This window comes from Kribbella italica, assembly GCF_014205135.1.
GTDB lineage: Bacteria > Actinomycetota > Actinomycetes > Propionibacteriales > Kribbellaceae > Kribbella > Kribbella italica.
Map to the genome: position 1 here is coordinate 6,338,473 of NZ_JACHMY010000001.1, position 16,045 is coordinate 6,354,517.

Here is a 16,045-nt window from a genome sequence, read left to right on the forward strand (position 1 = left end):
GTTCTAAGCAATGCTCAATAGCGTGAGCGGAAACACCGGACCCGAGCCCACGGCCGCGCCTGCCCGGCGCCGGCTGAGCGCGGACGACCGGCGCAAGCAGCTCGTCGGCATCGGTCTGATGATGCTGCGCACGCAGCCGATCCACGAGCTCTCGATCGACGCGGTCGCGGCCGAGGCGGGGATCTCCCGTGGCTTGCTGTTCCACTACTTCCCCACCAAGCGGGACTTCTACATCGCGGTCATGCGCGCCGCCGGCCGCCGCCTGCTGCGCGTCACCAAGCCCGACGCGTCGCTGCCGCCGGCTGACCAGCTGCGCCAGATGCTGCTGGCCTTCGTCGCATTCGTCGGCCGCCGCCGCGACTCGTACATCTCCTTCGTCCGCGGCGCCGCCGGCGGGGATGTCTTCGTCGTCGAGGTGTACGCCGAGACGCGCGCCGCGCTCACCGCCCGCGTCCTCACGCTGCTCGACCAGGACGCCGAGGACCAGCCGTCGTCGCCGGTCAGGCTGACGGTGCACGCCTGGCTCGCGTACGTCGAGGACCTCGCCATCGAGTGGTCAGGCCTCCCGGAGGCCGAGCGCCCCTACACGGCGGACCAACTCGTCGACCGCACGTTGAGTGCGCTGAAGGCCCTTAGTTGACAGGTCCCGTGGAGTCCCGGATCACCAGTTCGGTGGCCAGTTCGACGTGCAGGGCCTCGACCTCGTGGCGGTCGAGGAGGCGGATCAGGAGGCTGACGGCCATTCGGCCCATTTCCTGGAGCGGCTGGCGGACGGTGGTGAGCAGGGGTGAGGTGGCTCGGCTGACGTCGATGTCGTCGAAGCCTGCGATCGAGAGGTCGTGCGGGACGCGCAGGCCGCGCTGGGCCGCGGCTCGGAGGGCGCCGACGGCGGTCTTGTCGTTGAAGGCGACCAGGGCCGTCGGGCGGTTGGGGAGGTCGAGCAGTTCGCCGGCGGCTCGGAAGCCCTCTTCGGTGGTCGGCTCGACGTACCGGACGAGGGACGGGTCGGGGAGGGAGCCGGCGTCGGCGAGTGCTGCGGCGTGGCCGCTCAGGCGGGCATCACTGGCGAGCCACTCGCGAGGGCCGGCGATGACACCGATGCGGCGGTGACCGAGGCCGGTGAGGTGGGCGGTGACCTGGCGGGCGCCGGAGAAGTGCGCGGCGGAGACGGAGGCGATGTCCCTCGGCAGCGGGGTGCGCGGGTCGACGACGACGAACGGGAGCCGCCGGTTCTTTAGCTGGACGAGGTCTTCGGGAGGTTCGGGCGGGAGGATGAGGATTGCTCCGGCCAGGCCTGGCTGCTCCCGCAGACTTGAAGGGACGTTGTCGCCCGCGTTGAGGATCAGCTGGCGGCCGTGGCGGTCGAGGGACTCGGCGATCGAGGTGACGATCAGGCCGAAGTAGTCGGTCAGCAGGTACGGGCAGCGCACGTAGACCGCGCCCGCGGCGGGCTTCGGCATACCGCCGCGCGGGCTGGGAGCGCGCAGTCCCAGCTCCTCGACCGCGCGCTCGACCAGGGCACGGGTCTCCGGCGCGACGCTGCCCTGCTGGTTGAGCACCCGGGAGACGGTCGCGATCGACACTCCCGTGGCCGCCGCGACCTCGCGCACGGTCGCGCGTCCGCTAGGCATTTGTTACATCGCTTTGTTTCACGCTCAGCACCCTAGCCTGCCGCCTCAGGATCTTGACAGGGGCGAACCTCGCGGAGTTTCCTGAGGCAGTTTGTTGCAGCCGTGTTTCATCGGGGGAAGACCTTGAGGAGTGCGATGAGAACACCGGCAATCGCCGCCGCCTTGGCGCTCGCCACCGCTTCACTGACCGGGCCCGCCGCCGCCCAGGCGCACCGACCGCCCACCGACCAGGCCCGCGTCTGGGTCACCACGCCCGACCGCGCCGAGCTGCTGCACGAGCGGGCTCCGGTCGCGTTCGCGAAGGGCTCGAGCCCGCAGACGACGATCACGGTCGACCCCGGGACGAAGTACCAGACCGTCGACGGCTTCGGCGCCTCGATCACCGACTCCTCGGCCGCCGTGCTCTACCAGCTGTCGGCCGCGGACCGCGAGAAGACGATGCGCTCGCTGTTCGACCCGAAGCAGGGCATCGGCGTCAGCTTCCTGCGCCAGGTGGTCGGCTCGTCCGACTTCACCGCGCAGCCCGAGCACTACACGTACGACGACGTCCCCGCCGGTCAGACGGACTTCCCGCTCCGGCACTTCAGCATCGCCCACGAGCAGCGGCAGATCCTGCCGCTGCTGCGCCGGGCCAAGCAGCTGAACCCCGCGTTGAAGGTGATGGCCACCCCGTGGAGCCCGCCGGCCTGGATGAAGACCGGCGACTCGCTGGTCGGCGGGCGGCTGAAGGACGACCCGCGGGTCTACAACGCCTACGCGCGCTACCTGGTGAAGTTCGTCAAGGCGTACGCCGCGGCCGGCGTACCGGTCGATTTCCTGTCGATCCAGAACGAGCCGCAGAACCGCACGCCCACCGCCTACCCGGGGACGGACATGCCGGTCCGGCAGGCGGCCGCGGTGATCGAGCAGCTGGGCCCGCTGCTGCGCGCGGCCAGCCCGCGGACCAAGATCCTCGGCTACGACCACAACTGGACCACCCACCCGGGCGACGTCGCCAACACCCCGCCCGGCGAGGACCCGGAGACCGACTACCCGTACCAGCTGCTCAGTTCCAAGGCCGCGCGCTGGATCGCCGGTACGGCGTACCACTGCTACTCCGGCAGCCCGGCCGCGCAGACCGCGCTGCAGCAGGCGTTCCCCGAGAAGGGGATCTGGTTCACCGAGTGCTCCGGCTCGCACGGGCCGAACGACACCCCGCCGCAGATCTTCCGCGGCACGCTCACCTGGCACGCCCGCACCCTGATGCTCGGCACTACGCGCAACTGGGCCAAGTCCGTCGTCAACTGGAACATCGCGCTGAACGCCGACGGCGGTCCGCACAACGGCGGCTGCGACACCTGCACCGGTCTGGTCACGCGGCACCCGGACGGCTCGGTCAGCACCGACGCGGAGTACTACACGATCGGCCACCTGTCGAAGTTCGTGAAGCCCGGCGCGCGACGGATCGGCTCCACGTCGTACGGCACGACCGAGTGGAACGGGCAGCTGATGTCGGCCGCGTTCCGCAACCCCGACGGCTCGACGGCGCTGGTCGTGCACAACGAGAACGACGAGCCGCGGAGCTTCGCGGTCGCGGTCGGCGACAAGTCCTTCGAGTACACGCTGCCCGGCGGCTCGATCGGCACCTTCGTCTGGGCGCGCGAGCTGCGCTCGGAGTACAAGGCGGTCCCGCTCGCAGCAGCGACGGCCTCGGTCGGCGCGGATCTCGCGCCGCTCGCTGTGGATGCCGACGGGTCGACGCTGTGGCAGAGCAAGGCGGCGATCGCGTCCGGCCAATATGTGCAGGTCGATCTCGGCACTGCGCGGACCGTACGACGGGTCGCCCTCGACAGCGGCGGGAACCTCGGGGACTACCCGGGCACCTGGCAACTGTCCTACAGCAACGACGGTACGACCTGGCGCCCGCTGAAGACCGGCACCTCCAACGGTCAGCTCACGAACGTGGACGTCTCACCGACGCGAGCGCGGCACCTGCGGATCACGTCGACCGCCGCCGGTGACCACTGGTGGACGTTGGCCGACGTGCGCGTCTACAGCTGAGCAGGCCGGCCCCTGCCGCCCCAGGGGCCGGTCTCACACCTCCGCGGCCGCCAGCCGGCCGGCGATCCAGCCGGCCGTGGCGGCCGCGGTTTCGTTGTCTCGGGCAACTACTTGGAGCCCGACCGGGAGACCGCGGACCGGCAGCGGCACGCTGATCGCGGGGAAGCCGGTGAGGTTGCCCAGGCGGGTGTTGCGCATCAGCTGGGCGCGGATGGCGGTCGAACGTTCCAGGTCGGCGACCTCCGCGATGAGCGGCGCGACCAGCGGGACCGTCGGCAGCACGACGGCGTCGTACCAGTCGAGCAAGGTCTTCACCTGGGCGCGGATCGTCTCGGTGTCGCGGCGGGCCTGGACGTAGCGCCAGGCGGGGATCTCCGCCGCTTCCTTCAGGCGGAGCTGGACGTCGGGCTGGTACGCGTCGGTGCTGCGTCCGGCGTGGTTGGCCACGGCTTCCGGGCCTTGCAGATCGATCGCCGTCCTGGTGAGGTTCTCGGGAAGGTCGACCGGTGCGGTCCTGGCGCCGGCCGTCTGCAACCGGGCCAGACAGGCGGACCACGCCTCGGCGACCGCGGCGTCGGCCTCGCGCGTGGTGACCACACCCAGCCTCGGCGGCGTGACAGAAGGGGCTGTCGGCAACGAGTTTGTCAGCGCGGCGAGCGCGTAGGTCGCGTCGGCGACGGTCGCGGTGAGCACGCCGACGTGGTCCAGGCTCTGCGCGAGCGGGAAGACGCCGTCCGCGGGCAGGGTGCCGTACGCCGGTTTGAAGCCGACCACGCCGCACAGCGCGGCCGGGATCCGTACCGAGCCGGCTGTGTCGGTCCCGATCGCCAGCGGCACGATGCCCGCGGCCACGGCGGCTCCGGCACCCGAGCTCGACCCGCCGGTCATCCGCTCCGGGTCGTACGGGTTGCGGCACGGGCCGACGCGGTTCGACGTACCGGTGCAGCCGTAGGCGAACTCGTGCGAGTGACTGAGCCCGATCACGATCGCCCCGGCCGCGCGCAGCCGTCGTACGACGTCGGCATCGCTGGTCCCGACCTCGTCCATCGCCACCGAGCCGCAGCGGTAGGGCAGGCCTTCGACCTCGATGATCTCCTTCACCAGCACGGGAACACCGGCCAGCAGGCCCTTGCGGTTGTGCCAGCCCGCGGCCGCACGGGCGCCGGTCTCGTCGAGATGCACGACTGCGTTGAGCCCCGCGTTGTCGCGGGCCTTGGTCAGCGCCTCCTCGACCAGGCCGGCCGGATCCAGCTCGCCGGAACGGACCTGCGCGGCAATCTCCTCGAGCGACAGCACCTGGCCTACTAGAGCACGTCGATCGTCGAACTGCCTCGGCCCGTCCGAACCTGATAGCTGGTCGTTACCCCGGCGTTCGCGTGCAGCTTGTCGACGGCGCGGTAGGAGAGAGTGGCATCGTCCTGGGTGACCTCCAGTACGCCGTACCCGTGCTGGCGCATGTCGATCTGCTTCAGGTGCGGGTTGTACTGCAGGCGCTTCTGCTCCTCGGCCTTCGTCGCCGCGACGGTCTTGAGGTCGCCGGTGTTGGTCGAGGACACCGACGGTACGACGAACTCGACGCCGGCCCGGCGAGTACCGCCGGGGTTGCCCGGGCTGCCGGGCGCGAAGCCGGTGTCCCAGAGCTCACCGGAGAACGTGTCGTGGTCGTCGCCGGTGACGACCACGAGATCGGAGACCCGGTCGGCCGCGAGCGAGAGCAGCTCGCCGCGCTCGGCGCCGTACCCGTCCCAGGTGTCCATGAACGCCCGCTCGCCGTTGGCGCCGGTGACCATGCCCATCATCATGTTCGGGTTCGCGAGCACCTTCCAGCGGGCGCCGGACGAACGCAGTCCGTTCTCCAGCCAGGCCTTCTGCGGCGCACCGAGCATCGACCGGCCGGGCGCGTCCGCCGCTTCGCAGACGATGCTGCCGCCGTCGTCACAGGGCTGGTCGTCCTTGTACTGCCGGTTGTCGATCGCGAACAGCTCGACGGTCCGGCCGAGCTTGAGCGACCGGTACGTGCGCGTCATGTCGTTGGCGTAGCGCGGGACCGGCATCCGCTCGAACCAGGTGTGCCAGGCCGCGGACTTCTTCTCCTGGAAGAACAGCTCGGGCAGCGTCCAGTTGTCCTTGCTGTAGTTGTTGCGGAACTCGTGGTCGTCCCACAACGGCAGGAACGCGTGCTGCTGGTGCATCGCCCGCAGGTCGGGGTCGCTGCGGTAGAGCGTGTACTTCGCCCGCATCGTCGGCAGGATCTGGGGATAGAGGTTGAGATCGATCCCGCGGACGCCGGGCACGGTCGCCTCGTACACGTAGTCGCCCAGACAGACGACCAGGTCGAGATCCTCCTGCGCGAGGTGGCGATGCGTCGCGTAGTACCCCTCGGTGAAGCCCTGGCAGGTGAAGAACCCGATCCGCACGGGCTGGTTGGAATCGGCCGGCCTCAGCGTCTGGAACCGCCCGACCGGCGAGACCGTGTCCTTGCCGCGGAACTGGTAGAAGTACTCCTCACCCGCGACCAGCCCGCTCGCCGGGAAATGCACGCACCCGTCCCACTGCTTCTCCGCGACCACGGTCCGGACGATCTCCGGCCTGGTCAGATCCCGCTGCCTCGACACCACCACCGCCAGCTCGGCGTCCCCCTCGAACACCCCACGCGGCACCCGCGTCCACAACGTCGCCCCATCCGTCCGCGGGACTCCAGCCATCACCCCCTCGGGAAACGTCGCGCCCTTCACGAGCGTCGCCGAAGCATCCGCCGCCGTCCGCAGCGCAGGCGCTCCCCAGGCCTCCCCCGCACCGATCCCCGCGGCCGCAACCGCCCCGATCCCACCCAGCAGCGTCCTGCGCGTCAGCTGATCCATGGAGAAATACTGAAAGGTAATGATGAATTGGGGAAGACCTCAGCGCGACCTTTCGGTGACACAGCGTCGACCTCAGCTGAGAGTGAGGACCAGGTCCGATCCTTCGCGGTGGAAGCCGAGTTTGTTGAGGTAGGAGGCGGACTCGCGCATCCGGCGGGGGGCGACGACCTGGTGGAAGCCGTGGGCGGTGAAGACGTCGCTGCGGCGGTAGACGAACTCGCCGGGGGTGAAGTCGCGGTACTCGGGCAGGACGTAGTCGAGGTCGATCTGGGCGCGGCCGGCGCCGGCGTCGTGGGCCAGGACGACGCCGACGGTGCGTTCGCCGCGCTGGACCAGGAAGGCGTACGGCGCGGCGGGGGCGGTGAAGTCGGGGTTGAAGCGGCTGATGTCCTTGGCGTGCGCGGCGAGCACGTGCTTCAGGTAGGCGTCGCCGGCGCCGACCTGCAGGACGGCGTACTCGGAGGTGTCGTGGCGGTGCCGGAGCAGGCGGTAGAGGTGGACGACGTTGATCACCGCGAGCACGGCGTTCATGCCGACCATCGGCCAGACGCCGATCACCAGGTTGAAGGCGACCAGGACGATGCAGCCGACCAGGTTCAGCAGCCGGAGCCGCAGGATCCGGGTCTGCAGCAGCGACACGACCACCAGGGCCGAGCCGCCCCACCCGACGATGCTCCAGAAGTCCATGGCCGGAGAGTAGACCAGCTCACCGCCTGGACTGCTCTTTGTTCCACGTGGAACGCAACCGTCAGGAGTTGCTGTCCTTGTCGAAGCCGGTCAGCGGCACGTAGCTCGTCCACGGGCCGAGCGCGAAGTACCCACGCCCGTACGGCGTGACCGCCGCGCCGGCCTGCCAGTACGGAACCCGCCGGAGCCCGTACCGGACGTACCGCACCTCCGGGTCCTCACCGGCGCGCACCCGCGCGGCGTCCTGCGCGCAGGCCGGGACGGTCCGGGTGCCGAACTTCGGCTGCGTCCACACGATGTCGGTCGTCGACGGACCGTGCTGGGGGTTGAAGAAGCACGGCACCCGTCGTACCGGCACCGGCTCGCCCGCGGCGCGGGCCTGGACGCAGACGATCGCGTACCGCCCGGTCGCCAGCGCGTCGGTCACCGCGCTGATCCCCTCGGCGGAGCGGATTCCCTGGGCCGCGCGCTGCGCCGCCTCGTACGAGTCGAGCGCCACCTGGAAGTCCAGCCGGGCGTCGACGTCCAGCTCACGCCCGGTCACCCGCGCATCGAGGCGCGCCAGCTCCTCACCGAGCAGAGTGATGTCCTCGTCGGCCAGCCGCCGGATCTCGGCCAGCTCCTCGACGTCACCCCGACGGGCGCTGCGCCGGTCCCACAGATACCGGCCCAGCAGCACCACGCCACCGCCTCCCAGGGCGGCCAGCAACCACTCCATCCACAGAAGTTACCTTCCTGTGGACAGAGCTGTGTACAACTCACAGGCCACGATCAGGTCACCCTGGCCGCCCACCCGAGCAGGTCAGCCGCGCTCGGCCCACCAGGCGAGCAGCGCCTCGCGCGCCGCGTCGGCACCGATCTCGCCCTGGTCCATCCGCAGCTCCATCAGGAACTTGTACGCCTCGCCGACCTCGCGACCGGGCCCGATCCCCAGCGTCTCCATGATCTGGTTGCCGTCCAGGTCGGGCCGGATCGAGTCCAGTTCCTCCTGCTCGCGCAGCCGGTCGATCCGCACTTCCAGGTCGTCGTACGCCGAGCGCAGCGCGTCCGCCTTGCGCTTGTTCCGGGTCGTCGAGTCGGCACGGGTCAGCACGTGCAGCCGGCTCAGCAGCTTGCCCGCGTCGCGGACGTACCGGCGGACGGCGGAGTCGGTCCACTCGCCGGTCCCGTAGCCGTGGAAGCGCAGATGCAGCTCGACCAGCTTGCCGACCTCGTCGATCTGCTCGTTGCTGAACCGCAGCGCGCGCATCCGCTTCTTGGCCAGCTTCGCGCCGACCACGTCGTGGTGGTGGAAGGTGACCTTGCCGTCGCCCTCGAACTTGCGCGTCTTCGGCTTGCCGATGTCGTGGATCAGCGCGGCGAACCGGACCACGAAGTCCGGCGCCTCGATGCCGTCCTTGGCCAGCCGCGGCTCCAGGTCGATCGCCTGGTCGAGCACGGTCAGCGAGTGCTGGTACACGTCCTTGTGCCGGTGGTGCTCGTCCAGCTCGAGCCGCAGCGCCGGCAGCTCGGGCAGCACGTGATCGGCCAGCCCGGTCGACACCAGCAGGTCCAGACCGACCCGCGGGTACGGCGCGCAGACCAGCTTCTCCAGCTCGTCGCGGACGCGCTCGGCGGACACGATCGCGATCCGGTCGGCCATCGCGGTCATCGCCTCGACCACAGCCGGGTCGGGCGTGAACGCCAGCTGGGCCGCGAACCGGGCCGCCCGCATCATCCGCAGCGGGTCGTCGGAGAACGAGTCCTCCGGGGAGCCCGGCGTCCGGATCACCCGGTGCGCGACGTCCTCGAGGCCGCCGTACGGGTCGACGAAGCGGTGCGACGGGAGCAGCACCGCCATCGCGTTCATGGCGAAGTCCCGCCGGGCCAGGTCCTCCTCGAGGGTGTCGCCGTAGGCCACCTCCGGTTTGCGCGAGGTGGGATCGTAGGACTCCGAGCGATAGGTGGTGATCTCCAGGACCCAGTCGTCCTTGCGGCAGCCGATGGTGCCGAAGGCCTTGCCGATGTCCCAGACGTGGTCGGCCCAGCCGGCCAGCAGCCGCTGGACGACGTCGGGCCGGGCCGAGGTGGCGAAGTCGAGATCCTTGCTCCCACGATCGAGGAGAATGTCGCGGACAGGACCTCCGACCAGCGCGATCTCGTGGCCGGCCGCGTCGAAGCGGGCACCCAGCTCGTCGACCACCGGGGCGATCTTCAGCAACGCCTGGACGCCTTGCCGCTGGACGGCGGACAGCGATCCGGAGGAGCGTGACTGGTCGGGAGTAGGAGACACGGGGAACTAGGTTACGGTGACGGCGTGTTCAGACGGCGACTGAGGCTCTGCGCGAGCGTGGGCGCGAGCCTGGTGATCGCTGCGTCGGTGGCGGCCCAGCCGGCCCCGGACGCGGTCGCAAGCCCCTCGGCGGAGGACCCGGTGGTCGACGTGACCATCGACTCCTTCACGCCGACCGCGCCGAAGGTCGGCGACCAGGTGGTGATCACCGGCCGGGTCACCAACACCAGCTCGGCCACCTTCGGCAACCCACAGGCCCAGGCCTGCGTCGTCGACAAGCGGCTGACCACCCGCGCCCAGCTGGCCGCGATCCCGACCGAGGCCGACCAGCCGCTCCGCGACCGCAACGACTGCGTCGGGCTGAACAACTCCGACTCCACCACCTTCCAGGAGTACGACGCACCGCTGGCCCCGAAGGCGACAGTCCCGTTCCGGCTCGTGGTGCGCTGGTCGGACTGGGACCTGAAGTCCAAGCAGCCTGGCGCCTACACGGTCGGCGTCCGCTTCCGCGGTGACTACACCAACGAGGAAACCGGTCAGACCGGCCGGATCTCGCTCGGCCTGGCCCGCACGCTGATGCCAGTGGTCCCCGCGTCGCCACTGCCGCGCAAGGTGAGCACCGCCCTGGTGATCCCGCTGCGGCACCGCCCGACGCTGCTGACCGGCGACCGGTTCACGAACGAGTCCCTGGCCGACGCGCTGGCGCCGACCGGTGAGCTCGGCCGGCTGCTCGCGATCGGCAAGACCCGGAAGGTCACCTGGCTGGTCGACCCGGCGATGATCGACGAGGTCAAGCGGATGGCGGCCGGCTACCGCGTCACCGAGAACAACCAGACGCGGGCCGGCAAAGGCCAGAAGGTCGCCGCCGCGTGGTTCGCCGCCTTCAACGCCAGCCGCGCCCGCAACCCCGTCGTCCTGCTCCCGTACGGCGACCCGGACGTCGGCAGCCTGATCGACGGCGGCGCGCCGCTGCGCGACCTGGTCGGCCAGACCCGGACGGCGACCGAGCAGTTCAACCTCGGCGGCCCGCAGTACTTCCAGTCCGGCCTCTGGCTGGAGAACGGCTCGGCCAGCAGCCGCAACCTGGCCGCCGCCTCGACCGGGTACGCCGGGACGAAGCCCGACGACGTCAACCTGGTCCCCAGCTCGGCCTGGACTCCCGACGCCCGCCCGGCACTCGCGCCGACGCCGATGTACGACATCACGACGCCCGAGGGCCCGGTCAAGAGCGTCCGCACGGTGATCGCCGACTCCGCGCTGACCGCGGGCGGCCCGGACCCGACGACCGCGACCGATCCGATCCAGGTCCGGCAACGGTTCGCCGCCGAGACCGCTCTGCTGGCCTCGACCGGCAAGGGTCAGGTCACCGTGGTCGCCCTGCCGCCGCGGGGGTGGGACGAGACCGGTCAGACGACGGCCGCGCTGGCCAGTGGCCTGGCCCTGCCGTGGACCACGCCGATCGGGCTGGACGTCTTCTACCGCGCCGACCCGGCCCACCCGCAGGCCAAGCCGGTGCTGGCCAAGGGCCCGAACGTGCCGCGCTCCACGCCCGGCCTGACCGCGAACCAGCTGCAGCAGGTCAAGGCGCTGGCCACCGCGACCTCGACGTACGTCTCGCTGCTGACCGACCGCGGGCGCGCCGACGAGAGCCTGCGCCGCGCGCTGCTGCGCAGTACGTCGACCACCTGGCGCGGCTTCCCCGACGAGTCGCAGCGGTTCGCGACCTCGGAGCTGAGTTCGGTGAGCTACCTGCTCGGCAAGGTCCACCTGGTGACGAACGCCGGCGCCAGCGGCCGCGAGCTCAAGGTGAACCTGTCCGGCAGCAAGGGCACGTTCCCGCTGACCATCGCCAACGAGTTGCCGCTCTCGGTCCGCGTCCGGGTCGTGGTCCGCTCGGTGAACCGCAGCGACCTGCGGATCGAGCCGGTGCAGATCAGGACCATCCCGCCGGGCCAGAAGGCGACGTACCAGATCGACGCGAGCGCCGAGCAGAACGGCCTGATCCGGGCCGAGGCGCAGATCGTGACGGTCGACGAGCTGCCGGTCGGCAGTTCGCGCGAGCTCGTCATCCAGGCCGCGCAGTACGGCAGCGTCGGCTGGATCCTGGTCGGCTCCGCGGTCGCCCTGCTGTTCGGTACGTCGGCCGTCCGGATCTACCGGCGGGTGCGCTCCGAGCGGCGCAACCCGACGCCGGAGCCCGGTGACGACCCGTTGCACCCGGCGCCGATCGACCCGGCGGCGCTGGCCCTCGACGAGCCGTCGAACGGCGTCGATCCGCACCCGGACGAGCCGAACCCGCTCGCCCCGGCCGAGCCGCTGCGGATCACCCCCGAGAGTCTGAAAGAAGGAGTCGGGTCGAAGGATGGCTGACCGCACCCTGCGTTCCGCGGCGGTGATGGCAGCCGGGACGGTGCTGTCCCGCCTGCTCGGATTCGTCCGGATCGCGCTGCTCGCGGCCGCGATCGGCACCGCGCTGCGCGGCGACATCTTCACCGCGGCGAACACGATCCCGAACAGCCTCTACATCCTGCTGGCCGGCGGCGTCTTCAACACCGTGCTGGTGCCGCAGCTGGTCCGCGCGATCAAGAACCACGAGGACGGCGGCCAGGACTTCACCAACCGGCTGCTCACCTTCGGCTTCGTCGTCCTGGCTTTCGTGACCGTCGGCTGTGTCCTGCTGGCACCCGTGCTCGCCGAGCTGTACCTGCCCAAGGAGCTGCACGACCCGTCCCGGGCGGCCGAGAAGGCGAACATGATCATGTTCGTCCGGCTCTGCCTGCCGCAGATCTTCTTCTACGGCGCGTTCGTGCTGGTCGGCCAGGTGCTGAACGCGCGGCGCCGGTTCGGCCCGATGATGTGGGCGCCGATCGCGAACAACATCGTCGCCTGCGCGTCGATCGTGGTCTTCCTGCTCGTCTACCGCACCGGTGACACCCCGGCGACGTACAGCACGAACGAGGAACTGCTGCTCGGGCTCGGCCACACGGTCGGGATCGCGGTCCAGCTGCTGGTCCTGCTGCCGTACCTGCGGGCCAGCGGTCACCACTACCGGCCGAAGTTCGGTCTGCGCGGCACCGGGCTGGGCCACACCGCCAAGCTCGGGCTGTGGACGGTCATGTTCGTCGCGGTGAACCAGGTGACGCTGGTCGTGGTCACCCAGCTCGCGATCGCCGGTAGCGCCAGCAGCGACCCGGGCGCGAAGGCGGGTCTGTTCGCGTACAGCACGGCGATGCTGATCATCCTGGTCCCGCACGGCATCGTCACGGTCTCGCTGGCCACGGCCGCGATGCCGCAGATGTCCTCGCTGGCGGCCGACGGCGACGTGACCGAGGTGGCCCGGCTGTCGGCGCGGTCGATCCGGCAGACGCTGGCGATCGTCGTACCGGCCGCGGCCGCGATGGTCGCGTTCGCGCACCCGATCGTGTCGGTGATCGCCGGCTACGGCTCCGGCAAGAACAACCTGACGCTGATGGCGTACACGCTGATGACGCTGGCGCTCGGCCTGGTGCCCTACACCGTGCAGTACTTCCAGCTGCGCACCTTCTACGCGTTCGAGGACACCCGGACGCCGTTCTTCCTGCAGCTCGCGATCGCGGCCACCAACATCACCGCCGCGCTGGTCGGCGTCCGCGTGATCCTGGACCAGGAGCACCTGCGCTACAGCGGCGTGATGCTCGGCGCGGCGTACGCGCTGTCGTACCTGGTCGCGGTGGTGATCTCGCGACGGGTGCTGTCCCGCAAGGTGCCGCGGGTGCACGGCGCCGGGATCGGGCTGCCGATGCTCGCGATGGTGATCGCCGCGGTGGTCGGCGCCGGGATCGGCCGGGCGGTGCTGTCGCTCGTGAACGCGCAGGTCGACTGGAGCGGCCCGGTCGCCGCGATCCTCCAGCTCGGCATCGGCGCCGTCGTGATGCTGCCCGTGTACGTCGGGGTGGCCCGGGTACTACGGATCCACGAGGTCACCGACGTGGTGTCCATGGTCACATCGAAGCTGCCCGGAAGGCCCCGCCGGTCCTGATCCGGGCTGCTTGTGCGCTCGTGCCCGCCAGTTGGGTGGGCCAGGGCACTAGCATGGGGCCTGCGATCGGACCGCCATCCGCTCGCGGCCGGGTCCTCGCGACCGGATCCGGAGCGGAGACGCAGGCCGACCAGTGCATCGAGGAGGGCGAGAGACACCGTGTCGAACCAGACCGTCAGTCCTGGTGCCCTGCTCGCCGGCCGCTACCGGATCGCCGAGCTGCTCGCGGAGATCGACGGTGCGCGGGTGTGGCGGGCAGTGGACGAGGTGCTCAGTCGAGCGGTCGTCGTGGACGTCCTCCCGGCGGGCGACCACCGGACCAACGTCCTCTTCGACGCGGCCCGGCGGGCCGCGGCCGCGAACGACCCCCGCTTCCTGCGCGTGCTGGACTGCGACGTCTTCGAGGGCGTCACCTACTGCGTGCGCGAGTGGGCCGGCGGGCGGCCGCTGGAGCGGATGCTCGGCGCCGGACCGCTGACCGGCCAGCAGGCCGGCTGGCTGGCCCGCGAGGTCTCCGAAGCGCTGGAGAACCTGCACCGCACCGGTCACTCGCACGGCTCGATCAGCCCGGCCACGGTCGTCGTCACCGACGCCGGCGCGATCAAGGTGGTCGGGCTGGCCACCGAGGCCGCGCTGCGCTCGACCGGCCCTGGTACGCCGGAGCAGGACGTCCGTGCGCTCGGCGAGCTCCTCTACTCATCGCTGACCGGCCGTTGGCCCGGTCCGGCTCCCGCCTGGGGGCTGCAGCCCGCTCCGGTCGAGCACGGCCGCCTGCTCAGCCCGCGTCAGGTCCGCGCCGGCGTACCGCGCTCGCTCGACGACATCGCCGACCGGCTGCTCGGTGACCCGCCGCGGCACCACGCCGCGGTGATCACCAGCGCGGCCGGACTGTCGGCCGCGCTGTCCGGCGTCGTCGGCAGCTCGCACGAGCCGCCGAGCCAGATGGACGAGACGGTCGCGGTCGCCCGGCAGAACGGCAGCATCGACGACGCCACCCAGGTCGTCCCGGCGGCACCGCCGCCCGCGCTCGACCCGACGCCGCCGCGCGCCCACAGCAACGGCCAGGCCCAGCCGGCGTACGCGTCGACCCAGGAGACCCGGCCGGTACGGCGCCAGCAGCCCGCGCAGAACGGTGGCGGCCGGCGGCGGCCACCGGCCGACGAGCCGCGCCGGCGCGGCAGCTGGGGTGGGCGGATCCTGATCCTGCTCGCGGTGCTCGCGCTGCTGTCCGTCGTACTGATGGCGCAGTTCCTGGTGAAGGGCGCGATCAACAAGGAGCAGAGCGGCAGCGAGACGACCCCGGACGCGCCGCAGAGCTCCGGCCCGCCGCCGGTGACCAACGAGGCCGCGAAGATCGTGGCCGCCAAGGACTTCGACCCGCCGCCGGACGGCAACGGCGAGGAGCACCCTGAGGACGTCAAGAACACCTACGACAACAAGCCGAGCACGACCTGGACGACGATGTCCTACAAGCGCCGGCCGGACCTCGGCGGGACCAAGGACGGCGTCGGCATCGTCTACGACCTGGGCGAGCTCACCAACGTGTCGCTGGTGACGGTCGGCCTGGTCGGTCAGGACACCGACCTCGAGCTGATGGTGCCCAAGGACGACCCGAGTACCTCGCCGGCCGCCGCGAGCGGCTGGAAGTCGGTGGCCTCGGCCAAGGACGCGAACGACTCGGCGGAGCTGAAGCCCGCCGCGCCGGTCGAGTCGCGGTACGTTCTGGTCTGGCTGACGAAGCTGCCCAAGGAGGGCGGCGGGTACCGCGGCGAGATCTCGGAGGTCAAGATCCAGAAATGACCTCCGACATCACCCGGATCGGTCCGCCCCCCAGCCCGGGCGCGGGTCCTGTGCCGCCGCAGGGCTACGAGGCGATGGACGACCACGAGCTGCTCCGGCTGCACGTGGCCGGCAACCCGGACACGTTCGGCTACCTGGTCAAGCGGCACCGCGACCGGATGTGGGCGGTCGCGATCCGGACCCTGGGCGAGCCCGAGGAGGCCGCCGACGCGCTGCAGGAGGCGTTCATCTCGGCGTTCCGCCGGGCCGACTCCTTCCGCGGCGACGCGAAGGTGACCACCTGGCTGCACCGGATCGTGGTGAACGCCTGCCTGGACCGGATCCGCCGCCGGCAGGTCCGGGCCGCCGACCCGCTGCCCGAGGACGAGGACCGCGCCGCCGAGCTGGCCGGCCCGGCCGAGGACGACCCGGCCGAGGTGCGCGAGCGCCGGCTGGACGTGCTGAACGCACTGAAGCAGATCAACGTGGACCAGCGCAGCGCGCTGGTCCTGGTCGACATGGAGGGGTACTCGATCGAGGAGGCGGCCGCCATCCTCGGCTGCGCGCCGGGCACGGTGAAGAGCCGCTGCGCGCGCGGACGGGCCAAGCTGCTGCCGCTGCTGCGGCACTGGCAGACCACCCGCGGTGGCAGCGGCGAGGACGACGTACCGGCTCCGCAGAAGGCCGCGACCACGAGTTCCGGAACGGTGGGAACCGAATGACCGGGTCACCCGTCGAAGCAGAGTCGCTCACCCGC

12 protein-coding genes are annotated in these 16,045 nt (G+C 71.0%); 6 read left to right on the forward strand and 6 right to left on the reverse strand.

The features are described 5' to 3' along the window. The first annotated feature begins 22 nt into the window (after positions 1-22). Positions 23-640 (forward strand): TetR/AcrR family transcriptional regulator, encoded by a 618-nt coding sequence (locus HDA39_RS29535; protein WP_337925943.1) that lies wholly within the window; start codon positions 23-25, stop codon positions 638-640. Here the strand turns inward: HDA39_RS29535 and HDA39_RS29540 are convergent. Beyond that, the gene (locus tag HDA39_RS29540; RefSeq protein ID WP_184800708.1) at positions 633-1,631 is read right to left on the reverse strand and encodes a LacI family DNA-binding transcriptional regulator; all 999 of its coding nucleotides are present in this window, start codon (positions 1,629-1,631) and stop codon (positions 633-635) included. The genes HDA39_RS29535 and HDA39_RS29540 overlap by 8 nt on opposite strands. Positions 1,632-1,766: 135 nt before the next feature. On the opposite strand from HDA39_RS29540, the gene HDA39_RS29545 reads away from it, so the two are divergent. Beyond that, positions 1,767-3,671, forward strand: coding sequence for a glycoside hydrolase family 30 beta sandwich domain-containing protein (locus HDA39_RS29545; protein ID WP_184800710.1), 1,905 nt, complete (start codon positions 1,767-1,769; stop codon positions 3,669-3,671). Positions 3,672-3,704: 33 nt separating this feature from the next. On the opposite strand, the gene HDA39_RS29550 is transcribed toward HDA39_RS29545, so the two are convergent. From HDA39_RS29550 to HDA39_RS29570, 5 genes are all read right to left on the reverse strand, one after another. Beyond that, the gene (locus HDA39_RS29550) at positions 3,705-4,967 is read right to left on the reverse strand and encodes an amidase family protein (RefSeq protein ID WP_184800712.1); all 1,263 of its coding nucleotides are present in this window, start codon (positions 4,965-4,967) and stop codon (positions 3,705-3,707) included. Between the two features lie 8 nt (positions 4,968-4,975). Beyond that, positions 4,976-6,532, reverse strand: coding sequence for an alkaline phosphatase D family protein (locus HDA39_RS29555; protein WP_184800714.1), 1,557 nt, complete (start codon positions 6,530-6,532; stop codon positions 4,976-4,978). 72 nt (positions 6,533-6,604) lie between these two features. Beyond that, a complete protein-coding gene (locus HDA39_RS29560; protein ID WP_184800716.1) occupies positions 6,605-7,219 on the reverse strand; it encodes a YgjV family protein in 615 nt (204 codons plus the stop codon). A 61-nt stretch (positions 7,220-7,280) separates the two neighbouring features. Next, on the reverse strand, positions 7,281-7,937 hold the full coding sequence (locus HDA39_RS29565) for a hypothetical protein (protein ID WP_238356180.1): 657 nt from the start codon (positions 7,935-7,937) through the stop codon (positions 7,281-7,283). An 84-nt stretch (positions 7,938-8,021) separates the two neighbouring features. Beyond that, entirely contained in the window at positions 8,022-9,491 is a 1,470-nt protein-coding gene (locus HDA39_RS29570) for a CCA tRNA nucleotidyltransferase (RefSeq protein ID WP_420488749.1), read from the reverse strand. A gap of 24 nt (positions 9,492-9,515) precedes the next feature. Here HDA39_RS29570 and HDA39_RS29575 point away from each other — a divergent pair, with 24 nt between their 5' ends. The 4 genes from HDA39_RS29575 to sigM all read left to right on the forward strand — a co-directional run bounded on the left by HDA39_RS29575 (position 9,516) and on the right by sigM (position 16,010). Then, positions 9,516-11,861: a DUF6049 family protein gene (locus HDA39_RS29575; protein ID WP_337925944.1), complete on the forward strand. Its 2,346-nt coding sequence runs from the start codon at positions 9,516-9,518 to the stop codon at positions 11,859-11,861. Beyond that, positions 11,854-13,509, forward strand: coding sequence for a murein biosynthesis integral membrane protein MurJ (gene murJ, locus HDA39_RS29580; protein WP_184800718.1), 1,656 nt, complete (start codon positions 11,854-11,856; stop codon positions 13,507-13,509). The genes HDA39_RS29575 and murJ overlap by 8 nt, the downstream gene beginning before the upstream one ends. A 159-nt stretch (positions 13,510-13,668) precedes the next feature. Beyond that, positions 13,669-15,309, forward strand: coding sequence for a protein kinase family protein (locus HDA39_RS29585; protein ID WP_184800720.1), 1,641 nt, complete (start codon positions 13,669-13,671; stop codon positions 15,307-15,309). Continuing rightward, a complete protein-coding gene (gene sigM / locus HDA39_RS29590) occupies positions 15,306-16,010 on the forward strand; it encodes an RNA polymerase sigma factor SigM (protein ID WP_238356181.1) in 705 nt (234 codons plus the stop codon). The genes HDA39_RS29585 and sigM overlap by 4 nt, the downstream gene beginning before the upstream one ends. Positions 16,011-16,045 lie beyond the last annotated feature (35 nt).

Excerpts from the sequence above, each read along its gene's own strand:
- HDA39_RS29540 (WP_184800708.1), bottom strand. The coding sequence starts at position 1,631 with ATGCCTAGCGGACGCGCGACCGTGCGCGAGGTCGCGGCGGCCACGGGA.
- HDA39_RS29545 (WP_184800710.1), top strand. The coding sequence starts at position 1,767 with ATGAGAACACCGGCAATCGCCGCCGCCTTGGCGCTCGCCACCGCTTCA.
- HDA39_RS29555 (WP_184800714.1), bottom strand. The coding sequence starts at position 6,532 with ATGGATCAGCTGACGCGCAGGACGCTGCTGGGTGGGATCGGGGCGGTT.
- HDA39_RS29560 (WP_184800716.1), bottom strand. The coding sequence starts at position 7,219 with ATGGACTTCTGGAGCATCGTCGGGTGGGGCGGCTCGGCCCTGGTGGTC.
- HDA39_RS29565 (WP_238356180.1), bottom strand. The coding sequence starts at position 7,937 with ATGGAGTGGTTGCTGGCCGCCCTGGGAGGCGGTGGCGTGGTGCTGCTG.
- murJ (WP_184800718.1), top strand. The coding sequence starts at position 11,854 with ATGGCTGACCGCACCCTGCGTTCCGCGGCGGTGATGGCAGCCGGGACG.
- sigM (WP_238356181.1), top strand. The coding sequence starts at position 15,306 with ATGACCTCCGACATCACCCGGATCGGTCCGCCCCCCAGCCCGGGCGCG.